Annotated in this window: 15 protein-coding genes and 1 pseudogene; 12 read left to right on the forward strand and 4 right to left on the reverse strand. The window is 75.7% G+C overall.

Going from position 1 to position 19,891, the window contains the following annotated elements; genetic code table 11:
* Positions 1-141 precede the first annotated feature (141 nt).
* Both FHX36_RS23170 and FHX36_RS24065 read left to right on the forward strand, forming a co-directional pair.
* Positions 142-800: pseudogene (locus FHX36_RS23170) on the forward strand (GMC family oxidoreductase); the annotation flags it as partial.
* An 85-nt stretch (positions 801-885) separates the two neighbouring features.
* Positions 886-1,749: a GMC family oxidoreductase gene (locus FHX36_RS24065; RefSeq protein WP_343056688.1), complete on the forward strand. Its 864-nt coding sequence runs from the start codon at positions 886-888 to the stop codon at positions 1,747-1,749.
* Between the two features lie 82 nt (positions 1,750-1,831).
* Here FHX36_RS24065 and FHX36_RS20055 read toward each other — a convergent pair whose 3' ends face one another.
* Positions 1,832-3,151, reverse strand: coding sequence for an MFS transporter (locus tag FHX36_RS20055; protein WP_110552631.1), 1,320 nt, complete (start codon positions 3,149-3,151; stop codon positions 1,832-1,834).
* A 72-nt stretch (positions 3,152-3,223) separates the two neighbouring features.
* On the opposite strand from FHX36_RS20055, the gene FHX36_RS20060 reads away from it, so the two are divergent.
* The 4 genes from FHX36_RS20060 (at position 3,224) to FHX36_RS20075 (ending at position 7,245) form a co-directional block, all read left to right on the forward strand.
* Positions 3,224-4,225, forward strand: coding sequence for a GlxA family transcriptional regulator (locus FHX36_RS20060; RefSeq protein WP_246405367.1), 1,002 nt, complete (start codon positions 3,224-3,226; stop codon positions 4,223-4,225).
* Between the two features lie 231 nt (positions 4,226-4,456).
* A complete protein-coding gene (locus FHX36_RS20065) occupies positions 4,457-6,160 on the forward strand; it encodes a DEAD/DEAH box helicase (RefSeq protein WP_343056531.1) in 1,704 nt (567 codons plus the stop codon).
* A gap of 190 nt (positions 6,161-6,350) precedes the next feature.
* Positions 6,351-6,623 carry a hypothetical protein gene (locus tag FHX36_RS20070; protein WP_110554194.1) on the forward strand — a complete coding sequence of 91 codons (273 nt, stop codon included), beginning with the start codon at positions 6,351-6,353 and terminating at the stop codon, positions 6,621-6,623.
* Between the two features lie 142 nt (positions 6,624-6,765).
* The gene (locus tag FHX36_RS20075; RefSeq protein WP_110554193.1) at positions 6,766-7,245 is read left to right on the forward strand and encodes a hypothetical protein; all 480 of its coding nucleotides are present in this window, start codon (positions 6,766-6,768) and stop codon (positions 7,243-7,245) included.
* Between the two features lie 12 nt (positions 7,246-7,257).
* On the opposite strand, the gene FHX36_RS20080 is transcribed toward FHX36_RS20075, so the two are convergent.
* Positions 7,258-7,938, reverse strand: coding sequence for an alpha/beta fold hydrolase (locus FHX36_RS20080; RefSeq protein ID WP_181428952.1), 681 nt, complete (start codon positions 7,936-7,938; stop codon positions 7,258-7,260).
* 83 nt (positions 7,939-8,021) lie between these two features.
* On the opposite strand from FHX36_RS20080, the gene FHX36_RS20085 reads away from it, so the two are divergent.
* A complete protein-coding gene (locus FHX36_RS20085; RefSeq protein WP_110554191.1) occupies positions 8,022-9,425 on the forward strand; it encodes an NAD(P)/FAD-dependent oxidoreductase in 1,404 nt (467 codons plus the stop codon).
* A gap of 66 nt (positions 9,426-9,491) precedes the next feature.
* Here the strand turns inward: FHX36_RS20085 and FHX36_RS20090 are convergent, their stop codons facing one another.
* Positions 9,492-10,952, reverse strand: coding sequence for a benzaldehyde dehydrogenase (locus FHX36_RS20090; protein WP_110552432.1), 1,461 nt, complete (start codon positions 10,950-10,952; stop codon positions 9,492-9,494).
* A 215-nt stretch (positions 10,953-11,167) separates the two neighbouring features.
* Between FHX36_RS20090 and FHX36_RS20095 the strand changes: the two genes are divergently transcribed.
* On the forward strand, positions 11,168-12,118 hold the full coding sequence (locus FHX36_RS20095) for a GGDEF domain-containing protein (RefSeq protein ID WP_110552431.1): 951 nt from the start codon (positions 11,168-11,170) through the stop codon (positions 12,116-12,118).
* A gap of 4 nt (positions 12,119-12,122) precedes the next feature.
* On the opposite strand, the gene FHX36_RS20100 is transcribed toward FHX36_RS20095, so the two are convergent.
* On the reverse strand, positions 12,123-13,040 hold the full coding sequence (locus FHX36_RS20100) for a hypothetical protein (protein WP_110552430.1): 918 nt from the start codon (positions 13,038-13,040) through the stop codon (positions 12,123-12,125).
* Positions 13,041-13,181: 141 nt separating this feature from the next.
* Here FHX36_RS20100 and FHX36_RS20105 point away from each other — a divergent pair, with 141 nt between their 5' ends.
* From FHX36_RS20105 to menC, 4 genes are read left to right on the forward strand one after another with little or no spacing between them, the layout of a single operon-like run.
* The gene (locus FHX36_RS20105) at positions 13,182-16,517 is read left to right on the forward strand and encodes a serine hydrolase (RefSeq protein ID WP_110552435.1); all 3,336 of its coding nucleotides are present in this window, start codon (positions 13,182-13,184) and stop codon (positions 16,515-16,517) included.
* The gene (locus tag FHX36_RS20110; protein ID WP_221204021.1) at positions 16,514-17,710 is read left to right on the forward strand and encodes a M20/M25/M40 family metallo-hydrolase; all 1,197 of its coding nucleotides are present in this window, start codon (positions 16,514-16,516) and stop codon (positions 17,708-17,710) included. Before FHX36_RS20105 ends, FHX36_RS20110 begins: the two co-directional genes overlap by 4 nt.
* Before the next feature lie 40 nt (positions 17,711-17,750).
* A complete protein-coding gene (locus tag FHX36_RS20115) occupies positions 17,751-18,698 on the forward strand; it encodes a GNAT family N-acetyltransferase (protein ID WP_110552429.1) in 948 nt (315 codons plus the stop codon).
* A complete protein-coding gene (gene menC, locus FHX36_RS20120) occupies positions 18,695-19,801 on the forward strand; it encodes an o-succinylbenzoate synthase (protein ID WP_110552428.1) in 1,107 nt (368 codons plus the stop codon). The genes FHX36_RS20115 and menC overlap by 4 nt, the downstream gene beginning before the upstream one ends.
* Positions 19,802-19,891: the final 90 nt, after the last annotated feature.

Genomic DNA, 19,891 nt, shown 5'->3' on the forward strand with positions numbered 1-19,891 from the left:
CGGCCTGCGCGAGTTCTCCCGGGCCAAGGCCATCACCCGCCAGCGCTTCCCGCTGCCGGTCGACCTGCTCAGCTTCAGCCGCCCCGCCGCCGCCTTCGACGCGCTGGCCCGGGTCACCGGCCTGCTGCACGGCCGGCACCGGTGAGCGACGAGTTCGACGTCGTCGTCGTCGGCGCGGGCTCGGCCGGCTGCACGCTGGCCGGCCGGCTGACCGAGGACCCCGCGCTGCGGGTGCTGGTGCTGGAGGCCGGCGGCAGCGACGACGTCCTGGAGGTTACGCAGGTCCCGGCGGCGCTGTACAAGGTTGGCGCACCGGCGGGACTGGAACTACGCCACCGACCCGCAGCCGGGGCTGGGCGGCCGGGAGCTGTTCTGGCCGCGGGGCAAGCTGCTGGCGGCTCGTCGTCGATCAACGCGATGATCTACGTCCGCGGTGCGGCAGCCGACTACGACGAGTGGGCCGAGCTCACCGGCGACCCCGCGTGGTCCTACGCCGAGGTGCTGCCGCTGTTCCGCCGCGGCGAGGACAACTCCCGCGGCGCCGACGAGTTCCACGGCACCGGTGGCCCGCTGCGGGTGGAGGACCTGCGCTCCCCGCACCGCTGGACGACCGCCGTCGTCGACTCCGCCGTGGCCGCCGGCCACCCCGCAACCGCGACTTCAACGGGGCACGGCAGGAGGGCGTGGGCACCTACCAGGTCACCCAGAAGCGGGGACGCCGCTGGTCGGCCGCCGACGCCTACCTGAAGCCCGTGCTGGACCGGCCGAACCTCACCGTGCGCACCGGCGCCCAGGTCACCCGGGTGCTGGTCGAGGCCGGCCGGGCGACCGGCGTGGAGTACCTGCACGGCGGACGGCGGCGGACCGCGCACGCCGGCGCCGAGGGTGGTGCTGGCCAGCGGGGCGATCAACTCCCCGCAGCTGCTGATGCTCTCGGGCATCGGGCCGGCCGACCACCTGCGCTCGGTGGGCGTCGACGTCGTCCACGACCTGCCCGGGGTCGGCGGCGGGCTGCAGGACCACCCGCTGGTGCCCACCATCTGGCACGTCCGGTCGGGGCGGTCGCTGTTCCGGGCAGAGTCGCCGTCGGGGTACGCGCAGTGGTTCGGCGCCCGCCGCGGGCCGCTGACCTCCAACCTCGCCGAGGCCGGGCTGTTCACCCGCAGCGACGCCTCGCTCGCCGAGCCCGACCTGCAGCACCACTTCCTGCCGGTCAAGTTCTGGCGGCAGGCGGAGGTCGACCCCGACGTCGACGCGTTCACCGCCGCGACCGTGCTGGTGCACGTGCACTCCCGCGGCTCGGTGCGGCTGCGCTCGGCCGACCCGACCTGGGCGCCGTCCATCGACGCCGGCTACCTCACCGACCCCCGCGACCTCGAGGCGCTGGTGACCGGGATGGAGCGCGCCCGGGACATCGCCTCGGTCGGCCCGCTGGCCCGGGTGCTCGCCGACGAGTGGTCACCGGGCGGCACCGTGCGCGGCCGCGCAGCGCTGGGGGCGAAGGCCCGGGAGACGCTGGAGTCGCTGTACCACCCGGTCGGCTCCTGCCGGATGGGCACCGACGACCAGGCGGTCGTCGACCCGCAGCTCCGGGTGCACGGCATCGCAGGGCTGCGGGTCGTCGACGCCTCGGTGATGCCGACGTTGGTGCGGGGCAACACGAACGCCCCGACGATCATGATCGCCGAGCGCGCGTCCGACCTGGTCAAGGCCGAGCTCGGCGCCCGGACCACCACCGTCCCGGCCTAGCGCGCTCCACCTCCCGCGGCCCTGCGCGGTTTCGCGCGTCCAAGCACGCGTACTTGTTCGCGCGAAACCGCAGGAGGGGCCGTCAGCCGTGGGCCTGGTCGGCGGCGGCGGGGACGGGCTCGACCGGCAACGTGGTCCCGGTGACCGACGCCGGGGCGCGGCGGATGGAGATGGACAGCGCCGCCGCCACCAGGCACAGCGCCGCGGCGGCGTACCAGGCGCCGTCGTAGGAGCCGGTGACGTCGCGGACCACGCCGGCGCCGAACGCGGCGATCGCGGCGCCGACCTGGTGCGCGGCGAACACCCAGCCGAAGACCACCGGCGCCCGCGAGCCGAAGTACTGCCGGCACAGCGCCAGCGTGGGCGGCACGGTCGCCACCCAGTCCAGGCCGTAGAAGACGATGAACGCGATCATCGACGCCTGCACGTCGGTGCCGAACAGCTGCGGCAGCAGGAACAGCGACATCCCGCGCAGCCCGTAGTAGGCCAGCAGCAGCAGCCGGGGGTCGACCCGGTCGGTGAGCCAGCCGGAGAAGATCGTGCCGGCGACGTCGAAGACGCCGACCACGGCGAGCAGCCCAGCGGCGGTGGTCACCGGCATGCCGTGGTCGTGCGCGGCGGGGATGAAGTGCGGCTGCACCAGCCCGTTGGTCGAGGCCCCGCAGATCAGGAACCCGCCGGCCAGCAGCCAGAACGGCCGGGTCCGCACCGCGTCGGCCAGCCCGCGCAGCGCCGTCCGCGCAGGGTTCCCGCCGACCGGGTCGACGTCGTCGGCCGCCGTCCCGCCGTAGGGCGCGACCCCGAGGTCGCGCGGCCGGTCGCGGAGCAGCCACACCACGAAGGGCACGACGGCGAGCGCCGCCGCCGCGGTGCCCAGCGCCGCCGGGCGCCAGCCCCAGCGCTCGTCCACCACCGCCACGACCGGGAGGAACACCAGCTGACCGGTGGCCCCCGCCGCGGTGAGCACGCCGGAGACCAGCCCGCGCCGCTCGACGAACCAGCGGCCGGTCACCGTCGCGACCAGCGAGAGGGCCATCGAGCCGGTGCCCAGGCCGACCAGCACGCCCCAGCAGAGGATGAGCTGCCAGCTCGCCGTCATGAACACCGTCGCCCCGCTGCCGGCCGCGACGACCAGCAGCGCTGTCACCACCACGCGGCGGATGCCGAACCGGTCCATCAGCGCCGCGGCGAACGGCGCGGTGAGCCCGTAGAGGGCCAGGTTGATCGCGACGGCGGCGGAGATGGTCGACAGCGACCAGCCGAACTCCTCGTGCAGCGGGTCGATGAGCACCCCGGGCACGGCGCGGAAGGCAGCGGCACCGATCAGCGCCACGAAGGTCACCCCGGCGACCCACCAGGCGGGGTGCACCCGGTGGGTGCGGGGCGGCAGGACGGTGGTCACGGCAGGAGATGCTCCCGGCCGGACGACGGCCGAGCCAGTGGCCCGACGGCCAGCATGTGCAAGGATCCGGCCATGCCCGCGCCGACGCCGCACGAGGTCGCCGTCCTCGCCCTGGAGACCACCGTCGCCTTCGAGCTGGGCCTGCCGCACGCCTTCCTCGGCGGCGCGGTCGACGCCGACGGGCACCCCCTGTACCGGGTCCGCGTCGCCTCCGAGGACGGCGCCCCGGTGCGCACGAGCGCCGGCTACCTGGTGCAGCCCGACCACGACCTCCGCCTGCTCGAGACGGCGGACACCGTCGTCGTCCCCGGGATCTACGGCGGGCCGCAGTACGACGGCCGCGGCCTCTCCCCCACCCTCGGCGACGCGCTGACCCGGGCCGCCGGGCACGCCCGGATGGTCTCCATCTGCACCGGCGCGTTCGTGCTGGCCGCCGCCGGGCTGCTCGACGGCCGGCCGGCGACCACCCACTGGATGCACGCCGCCGCCTTCACCGGCTTCTTCCCCCAGGTCGACCTGGACGCCGACGTGCTGTTCGTCGACGACGGCGACGTGCTCACCTCGGCCGGCAACGCCGCGGGAATCGACCTGCTGCTGCACCTGGTGCGGCGCGACCACGGCAGCGACGTGGCCAACAGCGTCGCCCGCCGCCGGGTGGTCTCGCCGTGGCGGGAGGGCGGCCAGTCGCAGTTCATCGAGCGGCCGCTGCCCGACCCCGCCGACACCGGGACGGCGGACACCCGGGCCTGGGCGCTCACCCGCCTCGGCGAGCCGCTGACCCTGGCCGAGCTCGCCGGGCACGCGCGGATGAGCGTGCGCACCTTCACCCGCCGGTTCCGCCAGGAGACCGGGCTCAGCCCGCAGCGGTGGCTGACCCAGCAGCGGGTGGCGCTGGCCCGACGGTTGCTCGAGTCGACCGACACCCCGGTCGAGCGGGTCGCCACCGAGGCCGGGTTCGGCACCACCGCCTCGCTGCGCCAGCACCTGCACGCGGCCATCGGGGTGGCCCCGCTGACCTACCGGCGCACCTTCCGCGGCTCCGCCCCGGCCAGCGGGGCGCCCACCCCCATGTGACGAGGGACTCCTCCGCCTCCCCGCGCAGCGGTACCCCGTCTGGCAGAGTGGACATCACCGGCGCCGCCCCCTGCTCATCCGAGAGCGGGTGGACTCGACGTCGGCGCGAGGCTGCGCCACCGAGGCGCGCCGGCGACCCGACGTCCATCCCGGACGAGCGATGCGGCCCCACCGTGGCGGCCCCGCACCCGGTGGGCCGACGGTGGCCACCGGACTGTTGAGGAACCGACCGTGACCAGCTCGACCACCCCTGCCCAGAACGACAGCGCTGACCGCCCGCGCCGTCGCGCCACCCGCCCGGCCGCCGCCCCCACGGGCAGCGCCGGCTCCCCCGCCTTCCGCAGCACGCCCACCGCCGCCACCCCCTCCGGTGACGGCGACGCCAACCGCCGCCGTCGCGGTGGCCGCGGCCGCGGCACCGGCCCCCGCCCCGAGGGCCAGCAGTCCGCCCCGCGCACCGACGAGCGCGTGCCGGTCGCCCCGGTCGTGCCCGTCGGCGACGTCGCCACCGTGCTGCCCACCGACACCACGTTCGAGGCGCTCGGCGTCCCGGCGCCGCTGGTCGAGGTGCTCACCGCCAGCGGCATCACCGCCCCGTTCCCGATCCAGGTCGCGACCCTGCCCGACACCCTGGCCGGCCGTGACGTGCTCGGCCGCGGCCGCACCGGCTCGGGCAAGACGCTGGCCTTCAGCATCCCGCTGGTCGCCCGGCTCGCCACCTCTCCCAGCAAGCGGCAGCCCAAGCGGCCGCGCGCGCTGATCCTGGTGCCGACCCGCGAGCTGGCCAACCAGGTCGCCGCGGTCGTCGACCCGCTGGCCCGCGCGCTGGGCATGCGGACCGCCGTCGTCTTCGGCGGCGTCGGCCAGAACCCGCAGGTGCAGGCGCTCGCCGGCGGCATCGACGTGCTCATCGCCTGCCCCGGCCGGCTCGAGGACCTCATCCAGCAGGGCCACGCCGACCTGGGCGCCGTCGAGATCACCATCCTCGACGAGGCCGACCACATGGCCGACCTGGGCTTCCTGCCCGGCGTGAAGCGGCTGCTCGACCGCACCCCGAAGGTCGGCCAGCGGCTGTTGTTCTCCGCCACCCTGGACAACGGCGTCGACGTGCTGGTCAAGCGCTACCTCGACCGGCCCACCACGCACTCGGTCGACCCGGCCGTCGCGCCGGTCTCGACGATGACCCACCACGTGTTCCGGGTCGACGCGGCCGACAAGGGCCAGATCGTCAAGGAGCTCGCCTCCGGGCTGGGCCGCACGGTGATGTTCACCCGCACCAAGCACCAGGCCAAGAAGCTGGCCAAGCAGCTCACCGCCGCCGGGGTGCCGGCCGTCGACCTGCACGGCAACCTCAGCCAGAACGCCCGCGAGCGCAACCTCGAGGCGTTCAGCAACGGCGAGACCCGGGTGCTGTGCGCGACCGACATCGCCGCCCGCGGCATCCACGTGGACGACGTCGCGATCGTCGTGCACGTCGACCCGCCGGCCGAGCACAAGGCGTACCTGCACCGCTCCGGCCGGACGGCGCGCGCCGGTGCCGGCGGCATCGTGGTCACCATCGCCACGCCCGACCAGGCCGCCGAGGTCCGCACGCTGGCCCGCCAGGCCGGCATCACCCCGGAGGTCTCGGCGATCAAGCCGGGTGCCCGGGAGATCGTCGCGCTGACCGGCCCGGTCGCCCCCTACGTCGAGCCCGCCCCGGTCGCGGCCCCGCAGCCGCAGGGTGCCGGAGGTGGCGCCAACGGCGGCCGCCGTCGTCGCAGCGGTAGCGGTGGCGGCGCATCGTCCGGCTCGTCGGGCCAGGCGTCGTCCGGCGGTTCCGGCCGCGGCTCGGGTCGTCCGGCCGGTCCGGCGCGCACCCGCGCCGAGCTCGCCGCGCGGGCCGGCCAGGCGCCGAGCGGGGCCGGCCGGGGCCGCGGCCGCTCCGGCCGCTGACCGCTCGCTGATCACCACGCGCTGGTGGTCGTCACCCGCATCGGGGGACGACCACCAGCGCGTTCTCGTCGGGCGGGCTCCCGGTCGGGGCCGGGCACTGCACTCGGAGGCGGTGGCCGACGGACCGCAGGCAGTACCCTCCCGGTCCAGCCGGGGCCCGGCCACCAGGAGGACCGGCGGAGGTCGAGGGATGAGCGAGCAGCGGACGATCGCCTGCGGTGAGCACGGCGCGAGCCCACCGGCGTTCCTCTGCGGCCACCTGTTCGACTCCGTCTCGCCCGTCGGCGTGGTGACGAGCACGGACGCGGTCGAGCCGGGCGACCGGCCGGGGGCCTGGTGCGAGTCCTGCGATGCGGCGCTGGTGCAGCAGGGCGAGTGGAACGACGAGTCGGAGCGCGACCTCGATCTGCGCGCCGTGTGCGTCCGGTGCTGGGACGACATCGTGGCCCGCAACCAGCGGTGACCACATCCGCCGGCGTCCAGGGCCGCTCCGGCGGGGCCACCCGGCCGGCGGGGAGCCGGCGACCCGACCTCGCGCCCTGGACGGCGACGGACGAGGATGGTCATTGAGCACTGCACCATCCCCGTCGCCAGTGAGGTACCCCATGCGCCTGCCCATCACCCCCAGCGAGATCGCCCCGCGGATCGCCACCGGTGCGTTCATCCTGAACTCCGGTCTCGGCAAGCGCGCCGCCGACGAGGGCACCGCGGCCGGTCTGCACGGCTTCGCCGCCGGCACCTACCCGTTCCTCAAGAACGTCCCGCCGACCACCTTCGCCAAGGCGCTGTCGACCGCCGAGATCACCATCGGCTCGCTGCTGCTCACCCCGTTCGTGCCCACCGCCGTCGCCGGCGCGGCGCTCACCGGGTTCTCCGGCGGGCTGCTCGGCCTGTACCTGCGCACCCCGGGCATGACCAAGCCCGGCAAGAGCGTCGCCCCGACCCAGGACGGGCTGCCGATCGCCAAGGACGTGTGGATGCTCGGCATCGGCATCGGCCTGCTCACCCAGGCGCTCGTCGGCCGCCAGGAGCGGGCCGCGAAGTCCAGCCGGAAGAGCCGCAAGGCCAAGGCACTGCTCGGCTGACGGCGCGGCCCGCTACGACAGGGCCGCCAGCACCTCGCGGACCAGCCGGGCGACGTCGTCCGGCCTGGTCTGCGGGGTCATGTGCGCCGCGCGGGGCAGCTCGACCAGCCGTCCGCGCGGCGCGCAGCCGGCCAGGTGCGCGGCCCAGTCGTGCGGGCACAGCGCGTCCCGGTCCCCGCGGACGACGACGACCGGCACCGGCACCCGGCGCAGCCGCTCGTCGACCCGGTCACCGGCGACCTGCCGCCACAGCGCCGTCATCGCCCGCGGCCCGGTGCGCAGCCACTGCGCCAGCACCAGCGGCGCCTGCCACCACGGCTCCCAGACCGCGGTGCGCACCCAGCGGGCCGCGAGCACCCGGAGCCGGCGCATCCGCGGGTCGGTGGTCGGGCCGAGCAGCACGACGCCGACGACCCGCGGGTCCCGCTCGGCCGCCGCGACGACGACCTGGCAGCTCTGCGAGTGCCCCACCAGCACCACGGGGTGTGACGGGAGCGCCGCGAGCAGCTGCGCGGTGAGCTCGTCCAGCGTGCCGACCGGGCGGCGCAGCCCCATCCCGGGCAGAATGGCCACCGCCCCGCCGATGCGCTGACGCAGCCGCGCGGAGGACCGCTCGTCCAGGCCCAGCCCGGGGACGAGCACGATCCCGGGAACAGCCGCGGCCCGCTCAGCGCTGTCCTGGGTGGAGCTCACCAGCACCTCCGGGGTGGGGTGAGCGCAAGGACCCACAGTGCGGTGGGATGATGAGTCATCATGACGACATATCAGGAGGCACCGTGACCACCGCGACCCAGCCCACCGGACAGCGACCGAGGGTCGTCATCGTCGGGTCGGGGTTCGGCGGTCTCTTCGCCGCCCAGCGGCTGAAGAAGGCCCCTGTCGACATCACGCTCATCGGCAAGACCACGCACCACCTCTTCCAGCCGCTGCTCTACCAGGTCGCCACGGGCATCCTCTCCGAGGGCGAGATCGCCCCGGCCACCCGGGAGATCCTCGCCAAGCAGGACAACGCCCGCGTGGTGCTCGGTGAGGTCACCGACATCGACCTGGTGGCGCGCACCGTCACCTCCGTCGTCCTCGGCCGCACCACGGTGCACGAGTACGACGAGCTGATCGTCGCCGCCGGCGCCGGCCAGTCGTACTTCGGCAACGACCAGTTCGCCGAGTTCGCCCCGGGCATGAAGAGCATCGACGACGCCCTCGAGCTGCGCGGCCGGATCTTCGGCGCCTTCGAGCTGGCCGAGCTGGCCACCGACCCGGCCGAGATCGACCGGCTGCTCACCTTCGTCGTCGTCGGTGCCGGCCCGACCGGTGTCGAGATGGCCGGCCAGATCGCCGAGCTGGCGCGCCGCACCCTCAAGCGCGACTTCCGCACGATCGACCCGACCAGCGCCCGGGTGATCCTGCTCGACGCCGCCCCCAAGGTGCTGCCGCCCTTCGCCGACTCCCTCGGGCAGAACGCGCACAAGCGGCTCAACGAGATCGGCGTCGAGGTCCAGCTCGGCGCGATGGTCACGAACGTCGACGCCGACGGGATCGTGGTCAAGGACGGCGACGGCCACGAGCGCCGGATCCACTCCGCCACCAAGATCTGGGCCGCCGGTGTGCAGGCCAGCCCGCTCGGCAAGATGCTGGGCGAGCAGTCCGGTGCCGCCGTCGACCGTGCCGGCCGGGTCTCGGTCGAGCCCGACCTGACGCTGCCCGGCCACCCCGAGGTGCACGTGGTCGGCGACATGATCTCGCTCAACCGCCTGCCGGGTGTCGCCCAGGTCGCGATCCAGGGTGGCCGCTTCGCCGCCGACGCCGTCAAGGCGCGCGTCGCCGGCCGGCCCACCAAGCCCGAGTTCCACTACCACGACAAGGGCAGCATGGCGACGGTCGCCCGTTTCTCCGCCGTCGCCGACCTGGGCAAGCTGAAGTTCACCGGCTTCATCGCCTGGGTGATGTGGCTGGTCGTGCACATCTTCTACGTGGTCGGCTTCAAGAGCCGCTTCACCACCGCCCTGGGCTGGGCGGTGAGCTTCCTGGGCCGCGGCCGGGGGCAGCGCACGGCGACCCAGCAGCAGGTGTACGGCCGGCTGGCCCTGGAGGAGCTGGGGTCGGCGTTCGAGGTCTCCAAGACCGGCGGCCCGAAGGACGACCTGGTGTCGGTGGACGCCACCGGGCGCAAGTCCGCCTGACGCCCCTGGCGACGACGACGGCCCGGCCCCCGCAGCTGCGGGGGCCGGGCCGTCGTCGTCGTGGGGTCAGAACGGGTAGGCCGGCAGGTCACCCCGCAGCGTCACCCACTGCGTCTCGGTGAAGGCCTCGATGTTGGCCTGCGGGCCACCGTGCCGGGAGCCGGTGCCCGAGGCGCCGACGCCGCCGAACGGGGCGACCGCCTCGTCGTTCACCGTCTGGTCGTTGATGTGCACCAGGCCGGCCGGGATGCGCTCGGCCAGCTGCAGCCCGGCGTAGACGTCGCGGGTCAGGATCCCCAGCGAGAGCCCGTACTCGGTGCCCGCGGCCAGCGCGGCGACCTCGTCGACCGAGGAGAACGGGGTCACCGGGGCGACCGGGCCGAAGATCTCCTGCTGGTAGGCCGGGGCGTGCACCGGGACGTCGCCCAGCACGGTCGGCCGGTAGAACAGCCCCTCGTAGGTGCCGCCGGTGCGCACCGTGGCGCCGGCCTCCACGCTGGAGGTGACCAGGCCGTGCACCCGGTCGCGCTGCCCGGCGTCGATGATCGGGCCGAGCGCCGCCTGGTCCCGGAACGGGTCGCCCACCGGGAGGTCCTTCACCTTGTCGGCGAGCACCTGGGTGTACTCCTCGGCGATCGAGGCGTGCACCAGGTGCCGGCTGGTCGCCATGCAGATCTGCCCGGAGTGGGCGAAGGTGCCCCACGCGCCGACCGAGGCGGCCGCGGTGACGTCGACGTCGCCCATCACGATGAGCGCGGAGTTGCCGCCCAGTTCCAGGTGCGCCCGCTTGAGGTGCTGCCCCGCCAGCGCGCCGACCGCGCGGCCGGCCTTCGTCGAGCCGGTGAAGGCGATGACCCGGACGGTGGGGTCGACGACGAGCGCCTCCCCGACGTCGGCGCCACCGGGGAGCACCTGGAACACCCCGGCCGGGACGCCGGCCTCGGCGAACACCCGGGCGAACACCGCGCCACCGGAGATCGCCGTGCGCGGGTCCGGCTTCAGGATCACCGCGTTCCCCAGCGCCAGCGCCGGGGCGATCGCCCGGATGGCCAGGATGGTGGGCACGTTGAACGGGGCGATGACACCGACGACGCCGGCCGGCACCCGGCGGGCGAAGGACAGCCGGGGCGATCCGGAGCGCAGCAGCTCACCGTAGGGGTGCGACGGCAGCGCGGAGGCCTCGTAGCACTCCTGCGCCGAGGTGTGCACCTGGAAGTCGCCGAAGGGCTGGATCGCCCCGGACTCCCGGGCCAGCCAGCCCTTGATCTCCTCGGCGTTCGCGGTCAGCAGGTCACCGGCCCGGCGGAGCACCGCCGCCCGCTGCTCGAAGGGCAGCGCCGCCCACTCGCGCTGGGCCTGGACCGCCCGGGCGCCGGCCTTCTCCACGTCGGCCGGGGTGGCCTGACCGACCTCGCCCAGCTGCTCGCCGGTGGCCGGCTCCACCGCGGGGTAGGTGCCGCCGCTGCCGTCCGTCCACGCGCCGGTCCAGACCTTGCCCCGCCACGCGCCGTCCTCGAGCAGTGCCATGGATCTCCCTCGTCTCGTCGATGAGCAGTACTCCCCGATCGTGCCCCGGCGGGCGCCGGCAGCAGCGGCGCTTCCACTCGCAGGAAGCGGGGCGACGAGACGTCACCGAGCGCTCACGCGCCGCTCTGACCAGGGCCGTCACCTCACCCCGACGGGTCGCTGTGATCCACTCTGCGGTGCTGTTCGGCGCTGCACCGGCCGATGCTCGCGGGGACATGGACGAGGTGACGATGGGCGGCAGGCTGCCGGCGCGCGTGGCGCTGCTCGCGTTGCTGTGCGGCACCGGCGGGGGCTTCTGCCTCGTCGGCGCCCTCTGGCCGACCAGCCCCGACGCCCCGGTCGTGCTGGCCGCCACCCTCGGCGTCGTCGGCCTCGGGATGACCGCCGCACTGGTGGTGGCCGGCGACCGGGTGCCCCCGCGGGTCGACCACGGCGTGCTGGCGCTGCTGTCGCTGCTGGTCGCCCTGCTCGCGGCCCGCTCGGCGACCGCGGCCGGTGTCGTCGGACTCGGGCCGGTGCTCATCAGCATCGGGCTCTACGCCGCCCACTTCCTGTCGCTGCCCGCCGCCCGCGCCCACGCGCTGCTGGCCGTCACCGCCGCCAGCGCCGGCGCCCTGGCCGCGGCGCCGGGCCACTTCCTCGTCCCGTGGCTCATCGCCGTCGTCACGACCGTGGTGCTCACCGAGGCGCACGGCCGGCTCAACGGCCGGCTGCGCACCCAGGCCTCGACCGACCCGCTGACCGGCGTCGCCAACCGGCGGGCCTGGGAGGTCGAGGCGGGCCGCAGCCTGGCCCGGTCGGCGCGCACCGGTGAGCCGCTGACGGTCGCGATCCTCGACCTCGACGACTTCAAGGAGGTCAACGACCGGGACGGGCACGTCGCCGGCGACCGGCTGCTGCGCCAGGTGGCCACCCACTGGCGCGGCCGGCTGCGCGCCTCGGACCTGCTCGGCCGGCACGGCGGCGACGAGTTCGTGCTGTGCCTGCCCGGCACCGACGGTGCCGCGGCGCGCGAGGTCCTGCAGCGCCTGGAGGGCGGGCTGCCGATCGGCTGGTCGGTGGGGACGGCGACCGCCCGGGACGGCGAGTCGCTGGCCGCCCTGCTGCTGCGCGCGGACGCCGAGCTCTACGCGGGCAAGCGCTCCCGGCGCGACGCCGGCCGCTGACCGGTCAGCCGCCGGACGCCGCCAGCTCCTCGACCCGCGCGGCGGAGCGGTCCCGGATCGCCGCGGCGGTCGCCGCCCGGCGGGCGGCGGCGTCCCGGCGCTTCTCGGCCTCGTGCACCGCGCCCACCGCCTCCTTCGCCTCGCGCTCCACCCGGCGCAGCTCCTTCTCCAGCTGCTCGGCCCGCTCGTGCAGCTGGTCCCGCCGCTCCCCCGCCTCGGTCAGCTCCTGCTCGGCCGCCTGCGCCGACGCCGCCGCGTCGCGAGCCACCGCGGCGGCCTCCTCGGCGTCCCGGCGGGCCTGCTCCAGCTCCTGCCGGCGGCGTTCCTCGGCCTCCTGGCGCCGCAGCTCGGCGGCGTCCGGGCCCTGCGGGGCCGGCGTCGCCGCCTTCGCCCGCGGTGCGGCCCCCGAGCGGACCGGCGTCGCCACCGCACCGCTGAGGTCGACCGGACCCAGCCCGCTGTAGGACAGCGCCGTGGTCAGCCGCCCGCCGGCCAGCGCCTCGCCCGCGTCCGGGTCGACCACCGCCGCGCGCAGCGTGCTCTCCACCTGCTCGGCCACCGCGCTGCTGACGTCGTGCCCCTCGGCGTGCGCGAGGCCGCGCGCCTGGCGGGCCAGCGCGGCGACCACCTGGTTGCGCTGCCGGCCGAGCTGGCGCAGCTCGTCACCGGACAGGCCGACCTGCGCCCGGCGGAGCATCTCGCCGATCTCCCGCAGCTGGGCCACCTCGTCGGGCTGCCGGCGGACCAGCAGGTTGCACACCCACGCCGCCGTGGTCGGCTTGGGCAGCGCGGCGACGGCCTTGGCCAGCTCCTTGTCCGTGGCCTTCGCCCGGTCGCGGGCGGCGGTGCGCGCCTCGACGAACTCCTCGGGCGGCACGCCGTAGAGCTCCTCGGCGATCTCGTCCAGCTCGTCGTCGTCCACCCGTGCATCGTGCCGGGCGGGCCGCCGCGGTGGCAGGGGCGGTGGCCGGCAGCCACCCGTTGTGTGCGCGGCCAGTCGGCGGTGGGTCCGTTCGTCGCCGTGCACGATGACCGCCCCGGGGCGGCCCAGCAGGCTCGCGCCATGGGACGACCGCTGGACCTCGAGGACATCAGTGCCCTGCAGCTGCCGAGCGACCCGGCGATCGCACCGGACGGACGGCGGGTGGTCTACGTCCTGCGCACCACCGACACCGGGGCCGACGCCGACCGGACGGCGCTGTGGTCGGTCACCGCGACCGACGACGGCTGGGCCGAGCCGGTCCAGCTGACCCGGGGCACCGCGGACAGCTCGCCCGCCTTCTCCCCCACCGGAGACCGGGTCGCCTTCCTCCGCGGCGGCGACGGCCCACCGCAGCTGCACCTGCTCGCCGTCTCCGGCGGCGAGGCCGAGCGGGTGACCGACCTGCCCGCCGGCGCCGGAGCCCCGGTGTGGAGCCCGGCCGGTGACCGGATCGCGTTCACCGCCGCCGTGCGCGACGCCGACGAGGACGAGCACGCGCCGATCAGCACCAGCCGGCTCGGCTACAAGGCCGACGGAGCGGGGCTGCTGCGCAGCACCCGGCAGCACGTGCACGTGCTCGACCTGGCCACCGGCGAGGTCCGGCAGCTGACCTCCGGCGACTGGCACGCCGGCCGGCCGGCCTGGTCTCCCGACGGCGAGCAGCTCGCCCTCGCAGCCGGGCCCGAGCCGGACGCGGACACCACCTGGCGCACCCCGGCCCACCTGGTGCCCGCCGCCGGCGGACCGCTCCGCCGGGTCGCCGGTCAGCTGGACGTCGCCGGACCGATCACCTGGACCGCCGACGGCGCCGCGCTGCTGGTCGCCGGGCAGCAGCGGCTGGCGGTCGGCCACGCCGGGCTCTTCGTCCAGCCGGTCGAGGGCGGGGGCGACCCGGTCGACCTCGCCGCCCCGCTGGACCGGAACGTGATGCCCGGCGGGCCGGGCTACCCCGGCGGGCTGCCGCAGCTCACCGCCGACGGCGGCACGGTCGTGTTCTGCGTCCGGGACCGCGGCTGCTCGCACGTCTACGCCACCGCGGTCGACGGCTCGTCGTCCCCCCGCCCGGTGCTCACCGGGGACGACCTGGTCGTCTCCGGGCTGTCCGTGGCCGCCGACGCCGACCGCGCCGCCGTGGTGCTCGCCGACCCGGGCACCTACGGCGAGGTCGCGGTGGTCGACCTGACCGACGGGACGACGACCCGGGTCACCCGGCACACCGCCGCCGGCCTCCCGGACGTCGACCTGCTCGTCCCCGAGCCGCGCACCTTCACCGTGCACGACGGCACCGAGGTGCACGGCTGGCTGCTGCGCGACCCGGCCGCCCCGGCGCCCGGCCCGCTGCTGGTCGACGTGCACGGCGGGCCGCACAACGCCTGGGCACCGGCGGCCGACGCCGCGCACCCCTACCACCAGGCGCTGGCCGCCGCGGGCTGGTCGGTGCTGCTGGTCAACCCGCGCGGCAGCGACGGCTACGGGCTGGAGTTCTTCACCGGCGCGGCCGGGCGCTGGGGCACCGCCGACGAGCGGGACTTCCTCGACCCGGTCGACCAGCTGGTGGCCGAGGGGGTGGCCGACCCGGACCGGCTCGCGCTCACCGGCTACAGCTACGGCGGCTACCTGACCTGCTGGCTCACCGGCCGCACCGACCGGTTCGCCGCGGCGATCGCCGGCGGGGTGGTCAGCGACCTGACCAGCATGCTCGGCACCAGCGACGCCGGGTACGCGCTGGGCGGGATGGAGTGGCCCGACCCCTGGACGGCGCCCGCCGAGCTGGCCGAGCTCTCCCCGATCAGCCGGGTGCACCAGGTGCGCACGCCGACGCTCGTGCTGCAGGGGCAGGCCGACGAGCGCTGCCCGGTGGGCCAGGCCGAGCAGTGGTTCGCCGCGCTGCGCACCCGCGGCGTGCCCACCGAGCTGGTGCTCTACCCCGGCGGCTCGCACCTGTTCATCCTCAGCGGCCGCCCCAGCCACCGGGTCGACTACAGCCGCCGGCTGGTCCGCTGGGCGCAGCAGCACGTGCCCACGCCGCGCCCGGCCATCGACGCGGCGCACTGGCAGCAGCGCCTCGACGTCCTCGCCGCCCGGCACTCCGTGCCCGGGGCTGCCCTCGCCGTCCGGCGGGTCGGTGCCGGGCCCGACGAGCTCGTCGAGCTGGCCACCGGCGTCCTCAACCGGTCGACCGGGGTCGCGACGACGACCGACTCGGTCTTCCAGATCGGCTCGATCACCAAGGTCTGGACGACGACGCTGGTGATGCAGCTGGTCGACGAGGGCCGGCTGGACCTGGACGCGCCGCTGGCGGAGGTGCTGCCCGAGCTGCAGCTCGGCGACCCCGACGTCGCCAAGCGGGTGACGATGCGGCACCTGCTCACCCACACCAGCGGCATCGCCGGCGACGTCTTCACCGACACCGGCCGCGGCGACGACTGCGTCGAGCGCTACGTGGCAGCGCTGGCCGACACGCCGCAGAACCACCCGCTGGGCGCCACCTTCTCCTACTGCAACTCCGGCTTCACGCTCGCCGGCCGGGTGGTCGAGGTGCTCACCGGGCAGACCTGGGACGCCGCCCTGCGCGAGCGGGTCATCGAACCGCTGGGGCTCGCGCACACCTCGACGCTGCCCGAGGAGGCGGTCCTGCACCGCGCCGCCGTCGGCCACATCGCCCCCGAGCCCGGCGCCGACCCCGCGCCGGTGCCGGTCTGGGTGCTGCCCCGCTCGCTCGGCCCGGCCGGGCTGGTCAACGCCACCGCCGCCGACGTCACCGCCTTCGGCGCCCTGCACCTGCGCGGCGGCGTGACGGCGGACGGGACCCGGGTGCTCTCGGCGGCGTCGACCGAGGCGATGCAGAGCCGGCAGGCCGAGCTGCCGGACCGGTACTCGCTCGGCGACTCGTGGGGCCTGGGCTGGATCCGGCACGTCTGGGACGGCGAGCTGCTGGTCGGCCACGACGGCGGCACGTACGGGCAGGGCGCGTTCCTGCGGGTGCTGCCCGAGCACGGGCTGGTCATCGCGCTGCTCACCAACGGCGGGAAGATGAAGGACCTCTACACCGACGTGATGGGCGAGCTGGTCGGCGAGCTGGCCGGGCTGCAGCTGCCCGCGCCGCTGGAGCCCCCGGAGCAGGCACCGCAGGTCGAGCTCGCCCGGTACGCCGGCAGCTACGAGCGCAGCTCCGTGGCGACCGAGGTGTTCGAGCGGGACGGCGGGCTGGTCATGCGGGAGACGATGTCCGGTGCGGTGGCCGAGGCGGTCGGCCAGCCGGTGCAGGAGCACCCCCTGGTGCCGGTCGCCGAGGGACTGTTCGCCGTGCGCGCACCGGGTACGGACGGCTGGTCGGCGGTGACGTTCCACTCGCTGCCCGACGGCACCGAGTACCTGCACACCGGAGGCCGCGCCAACCCCAGGAAGAGCCGATGACCGCAGTGACGCTCCCCATCGACGGCTTCGCCGACACCCTCCCGGCGATGCTGGCCGACCTGGCGGCGCTGGTGACCTGCGAGTCGCCGTCGGCCGACCTGGCCGCGGTCGCCGCCGGCGCCGAGCAGGTCGCCCGGCTGGGCACCCGGTCGCTGGGGACCGAGCCCGAGGTGCTGGTGCTGGCGGGCTGCACCCACCTGCGGTGGCGGCTGGGCACCGGCCCGCGCCGGCTGCTGCTGCTCTGCCACCAGGACACGGTCTGGCCGCTGGGCACCCTGGCGACCATCCCCTGGTCGGTCACCGACGGCGTGGTGCGCGGCCCGGGGTGCTTCGACATGAAGGCCGGCATCGTGCTGGCGTTCACCGTGCTGTCCCGGCTGCAGGCGGCCGGCACCGACCTGGACGGCGTGACCGTGCTGGTCACCGGCGACGAGGAGATCGGCTCCCCCACCTCCGCCGACCTGATCCGCGCCGAGGCGACCGGCTGCCGCGCGGTGCTCGTGCTGGAGGCCAGCGCCGACGGCGGTGCGCTGAAGACCGGCCGCAAGGGCGCCTCGCTGTACGAGCTGGCGGTCACCGGCCGCGCCGCGCACGCCGGGCTGGAGCCGGAGAAGGGCGTGAGCAGCACCATCGAGCTGGCCCACCAGGTCCTCGCGGTCGCCGCGCTCGCCGACCCGGCCCACGGGACGACGGTCACCCCCACGGTGCTGACCTCCGGGACGACGACCAACACCGTGCCGGCCGCCGGCACGCTGGGCGTCGACGTCCGGGCGCTGACCGCCGCCGAGCAGCAGCGGGTCGACGCCGGCATGCGGGCGCTCACCCCGGTGCTGCCCGGTGCCCGGCTCGAGCTGCGCGGTGGCATCAACCGCCCGCCGCTGGAGGAGGCGTCCTCGGCGGCCCTGTTCGCGCTGGCCGGGACGGTGTCGGCCGGGCTCGGGCTGCCCGCCCCGGTGGGCGTGACCGTCGGCGGCGCCTCGGACGGCAACTTCACCGCCGGCATCGGGGTGCCCACCCTCGACGGCCTGGGCGCGGTCGGCGGTGGTGCGCACGCCGCCGGCGAGCACGTCCTCGCCGCCGAGCTGCCCGGCCGCGCCGCGCTGCTGGCCGGGCTGGTCACCGCGGTGCTGGCCGACGGGGACGGTGCGGGCGTCGGCGTCGGCGTCCCGGACGAAGAGCCCGACGGTGAATGAGGGTGGCGCACCAAGCCCGGCGGGGTCTCCCCGCCCGACGATGGTCCGCGTGACCGACCTCATCGCCGAGACGGCGGCCGTCGCTGCCCGGCCCCCGTCGACCGCGGCAGCCGCGGCCTGGCTCGCGGCCACCGCGGCCGCCGCCGAGTCGGGGGTGCGCATCGTCGAGCTGGGCGACCTGCACGACCTGCGCGACGTCCAGGCGCTCTTCGACTCGATCTGGAACCCGGCGCCGGACAACCGGCCGGTCACCATCGAGCTGATGCGGGCGCTGACCAAGGCCGGCAACCCGCTGACCGGCGCCTACGAGGGCACCCGGCTGGTCGGGGCCTGCGTGGGGTTCTTCGGTGCGCCCGGCGGCACCTCGCTGCACAGCCACGTCACCGGGGTGGCGCGGACCGCGCAGCGGCGCAGCATCGGCCGGGCGCTCAAGCTGCACCAGCGCGCCTGGGCGCTGGACCGCGGGATCACCCGGATCACCTGGACCTTCGACCCGCTGGTGCGCCGCAACGCGTGGTTCAACCTGAGCCGGCTGGGCGCCACACCGCTGGAGTACCTGCCCGACTTCTACGGCCGGATGGACGACACCATCAACGCCGACGACCAGTCCGACCGGCTGCTCACCGCCTGGGCGCTGGACAGCGACCCGGTGGTGCGGGCCGTCGCCGGCGAGCCGGTGCAGGTCGACCTGGCCGGCCTGCTGGCCGCCGGTGCGGTCGCCGTCGTCGCCCCCGGGCCCGACGGCGCCCCGGTGGTCTCGCCCGGCGCCACCGGCCACCCCTGGCTGGTGGCGGTGCCGCCGGACGTGGAGACGCTCCGCGCGCGGGCACCGCAGCTGGCAGCGCAGTGGCGGCTGGCGGTGCGCGAGGCGCTCGGCGGTGCGCTGGACGCCGGCGCCCGGGTGCACGGGTTCGCCCGCGAGGGCTGGTACGTCGTCGACGGCGTGGCCCCGGCCGGCGCCCCGGAGCCTGGGAGGGCCACCCCGTGAAGCTCGAGTCCGTCGAACTGCGGCGCATCGCGATGCCGCTGGTGGCGCCGTTCCGCACCTCCTTCGGCACCCAGACCGCCCGCGACATCCTGCTGGTGCGGGTGCGCACCGACGTCGGCGAGGGCTGGGGCGAGTGCGCGGCGCTGGCCGACCCGCGCTACTCCGCCGAGTACGTCGACGGTGCGGCCGACGTGCTGCGCCGCTTCCTGGTGCCCGCCGTCGCCACCGCCGACGACCTCGACGCGTACGCCGTCGGCCGGGTGCTCGAGCCCTTCAGCGGCCACTGGATGGCCAAGGCCGCGCTGGAGACCGCCGTCCTGGACGCCGAGCTGCGCGCCGCCGGCCGCTCCTTCGGCTCGTTCCTGGGCGCGGCGACCGACCGGGTGCCCTGCGGGGTCTCGGTCGGGATCATGGACTCCGTCGACGCCCTGCTCGACGCCGTCGGCGGGTACGTCGACGCCGGCTACCTGCGGATCAAGCTGAAGATCGAGCCAGGCTGGGACCTCGAGCCGGTGCGCGCCGTGCGCGAGCGGTTCGGCGACATCGCCCTGCAGGTCGACGCCAACACCGCCTACACGGTCTCCGACGCCCGGCACCTGGCGAAGCTGGACCCCTTCGAGCTGCTGCTCATCGAGCAGCCGCTGCCCGAGGACGACGTGCTCGGCCACGCGCAGCTGGCCCGGTCGGTGCGCACCCCGATCTGCCTGGACGAGTCGATCACCTCGGCGCGGACCGCCGCGGCCGCGATCACCCTGAGCGCCTGCTCGATCGTCAACGTCAAGCCGGCCCGGGTCGGTGGCTACCTGGAGGCCCGCCGGATCCACGACATGTGCGCGGCGCACGGCGTCCCGGTCTGGTGCGGCGGGATGCTGGAGACCGGGCTGGGGCGGGCGGCGAACGTCGCGCTGGCCGCGCTGCCGAACTTCACGCTGCCCGGCGACACCTCCGCCTCCGACCGCTACTACGCCACCGACATCACCCCGCCGTTCGTGCTCGAGGACGGGCACCTGCGGGTGCCGACCGGCCCCGGCCTGGGTGTGGAGCCCGACCCGGTGCTGCTCGACGAGGTGACCACCACGGTCGAGGAGCTCTCCCTGCGCTGACCGCCGTTCGTCCGTCGGCACCAGAGGGCAGCGGTCCAGTGGTGCGACCGGACCACCTGAAGGCCGGGCGGCGGCCCTAGGGTCGGCGTC

The sequence above is a fragment of the Modestobacter versicolor genome (assembly GCF_014195485.1).
Classification (GTDB): Bacteria; Actinomycetota; Actinomycetes; order Mycobacteriales; family Geodermatophilaceae; genus Modestobacter; species Modestobacter versicolor.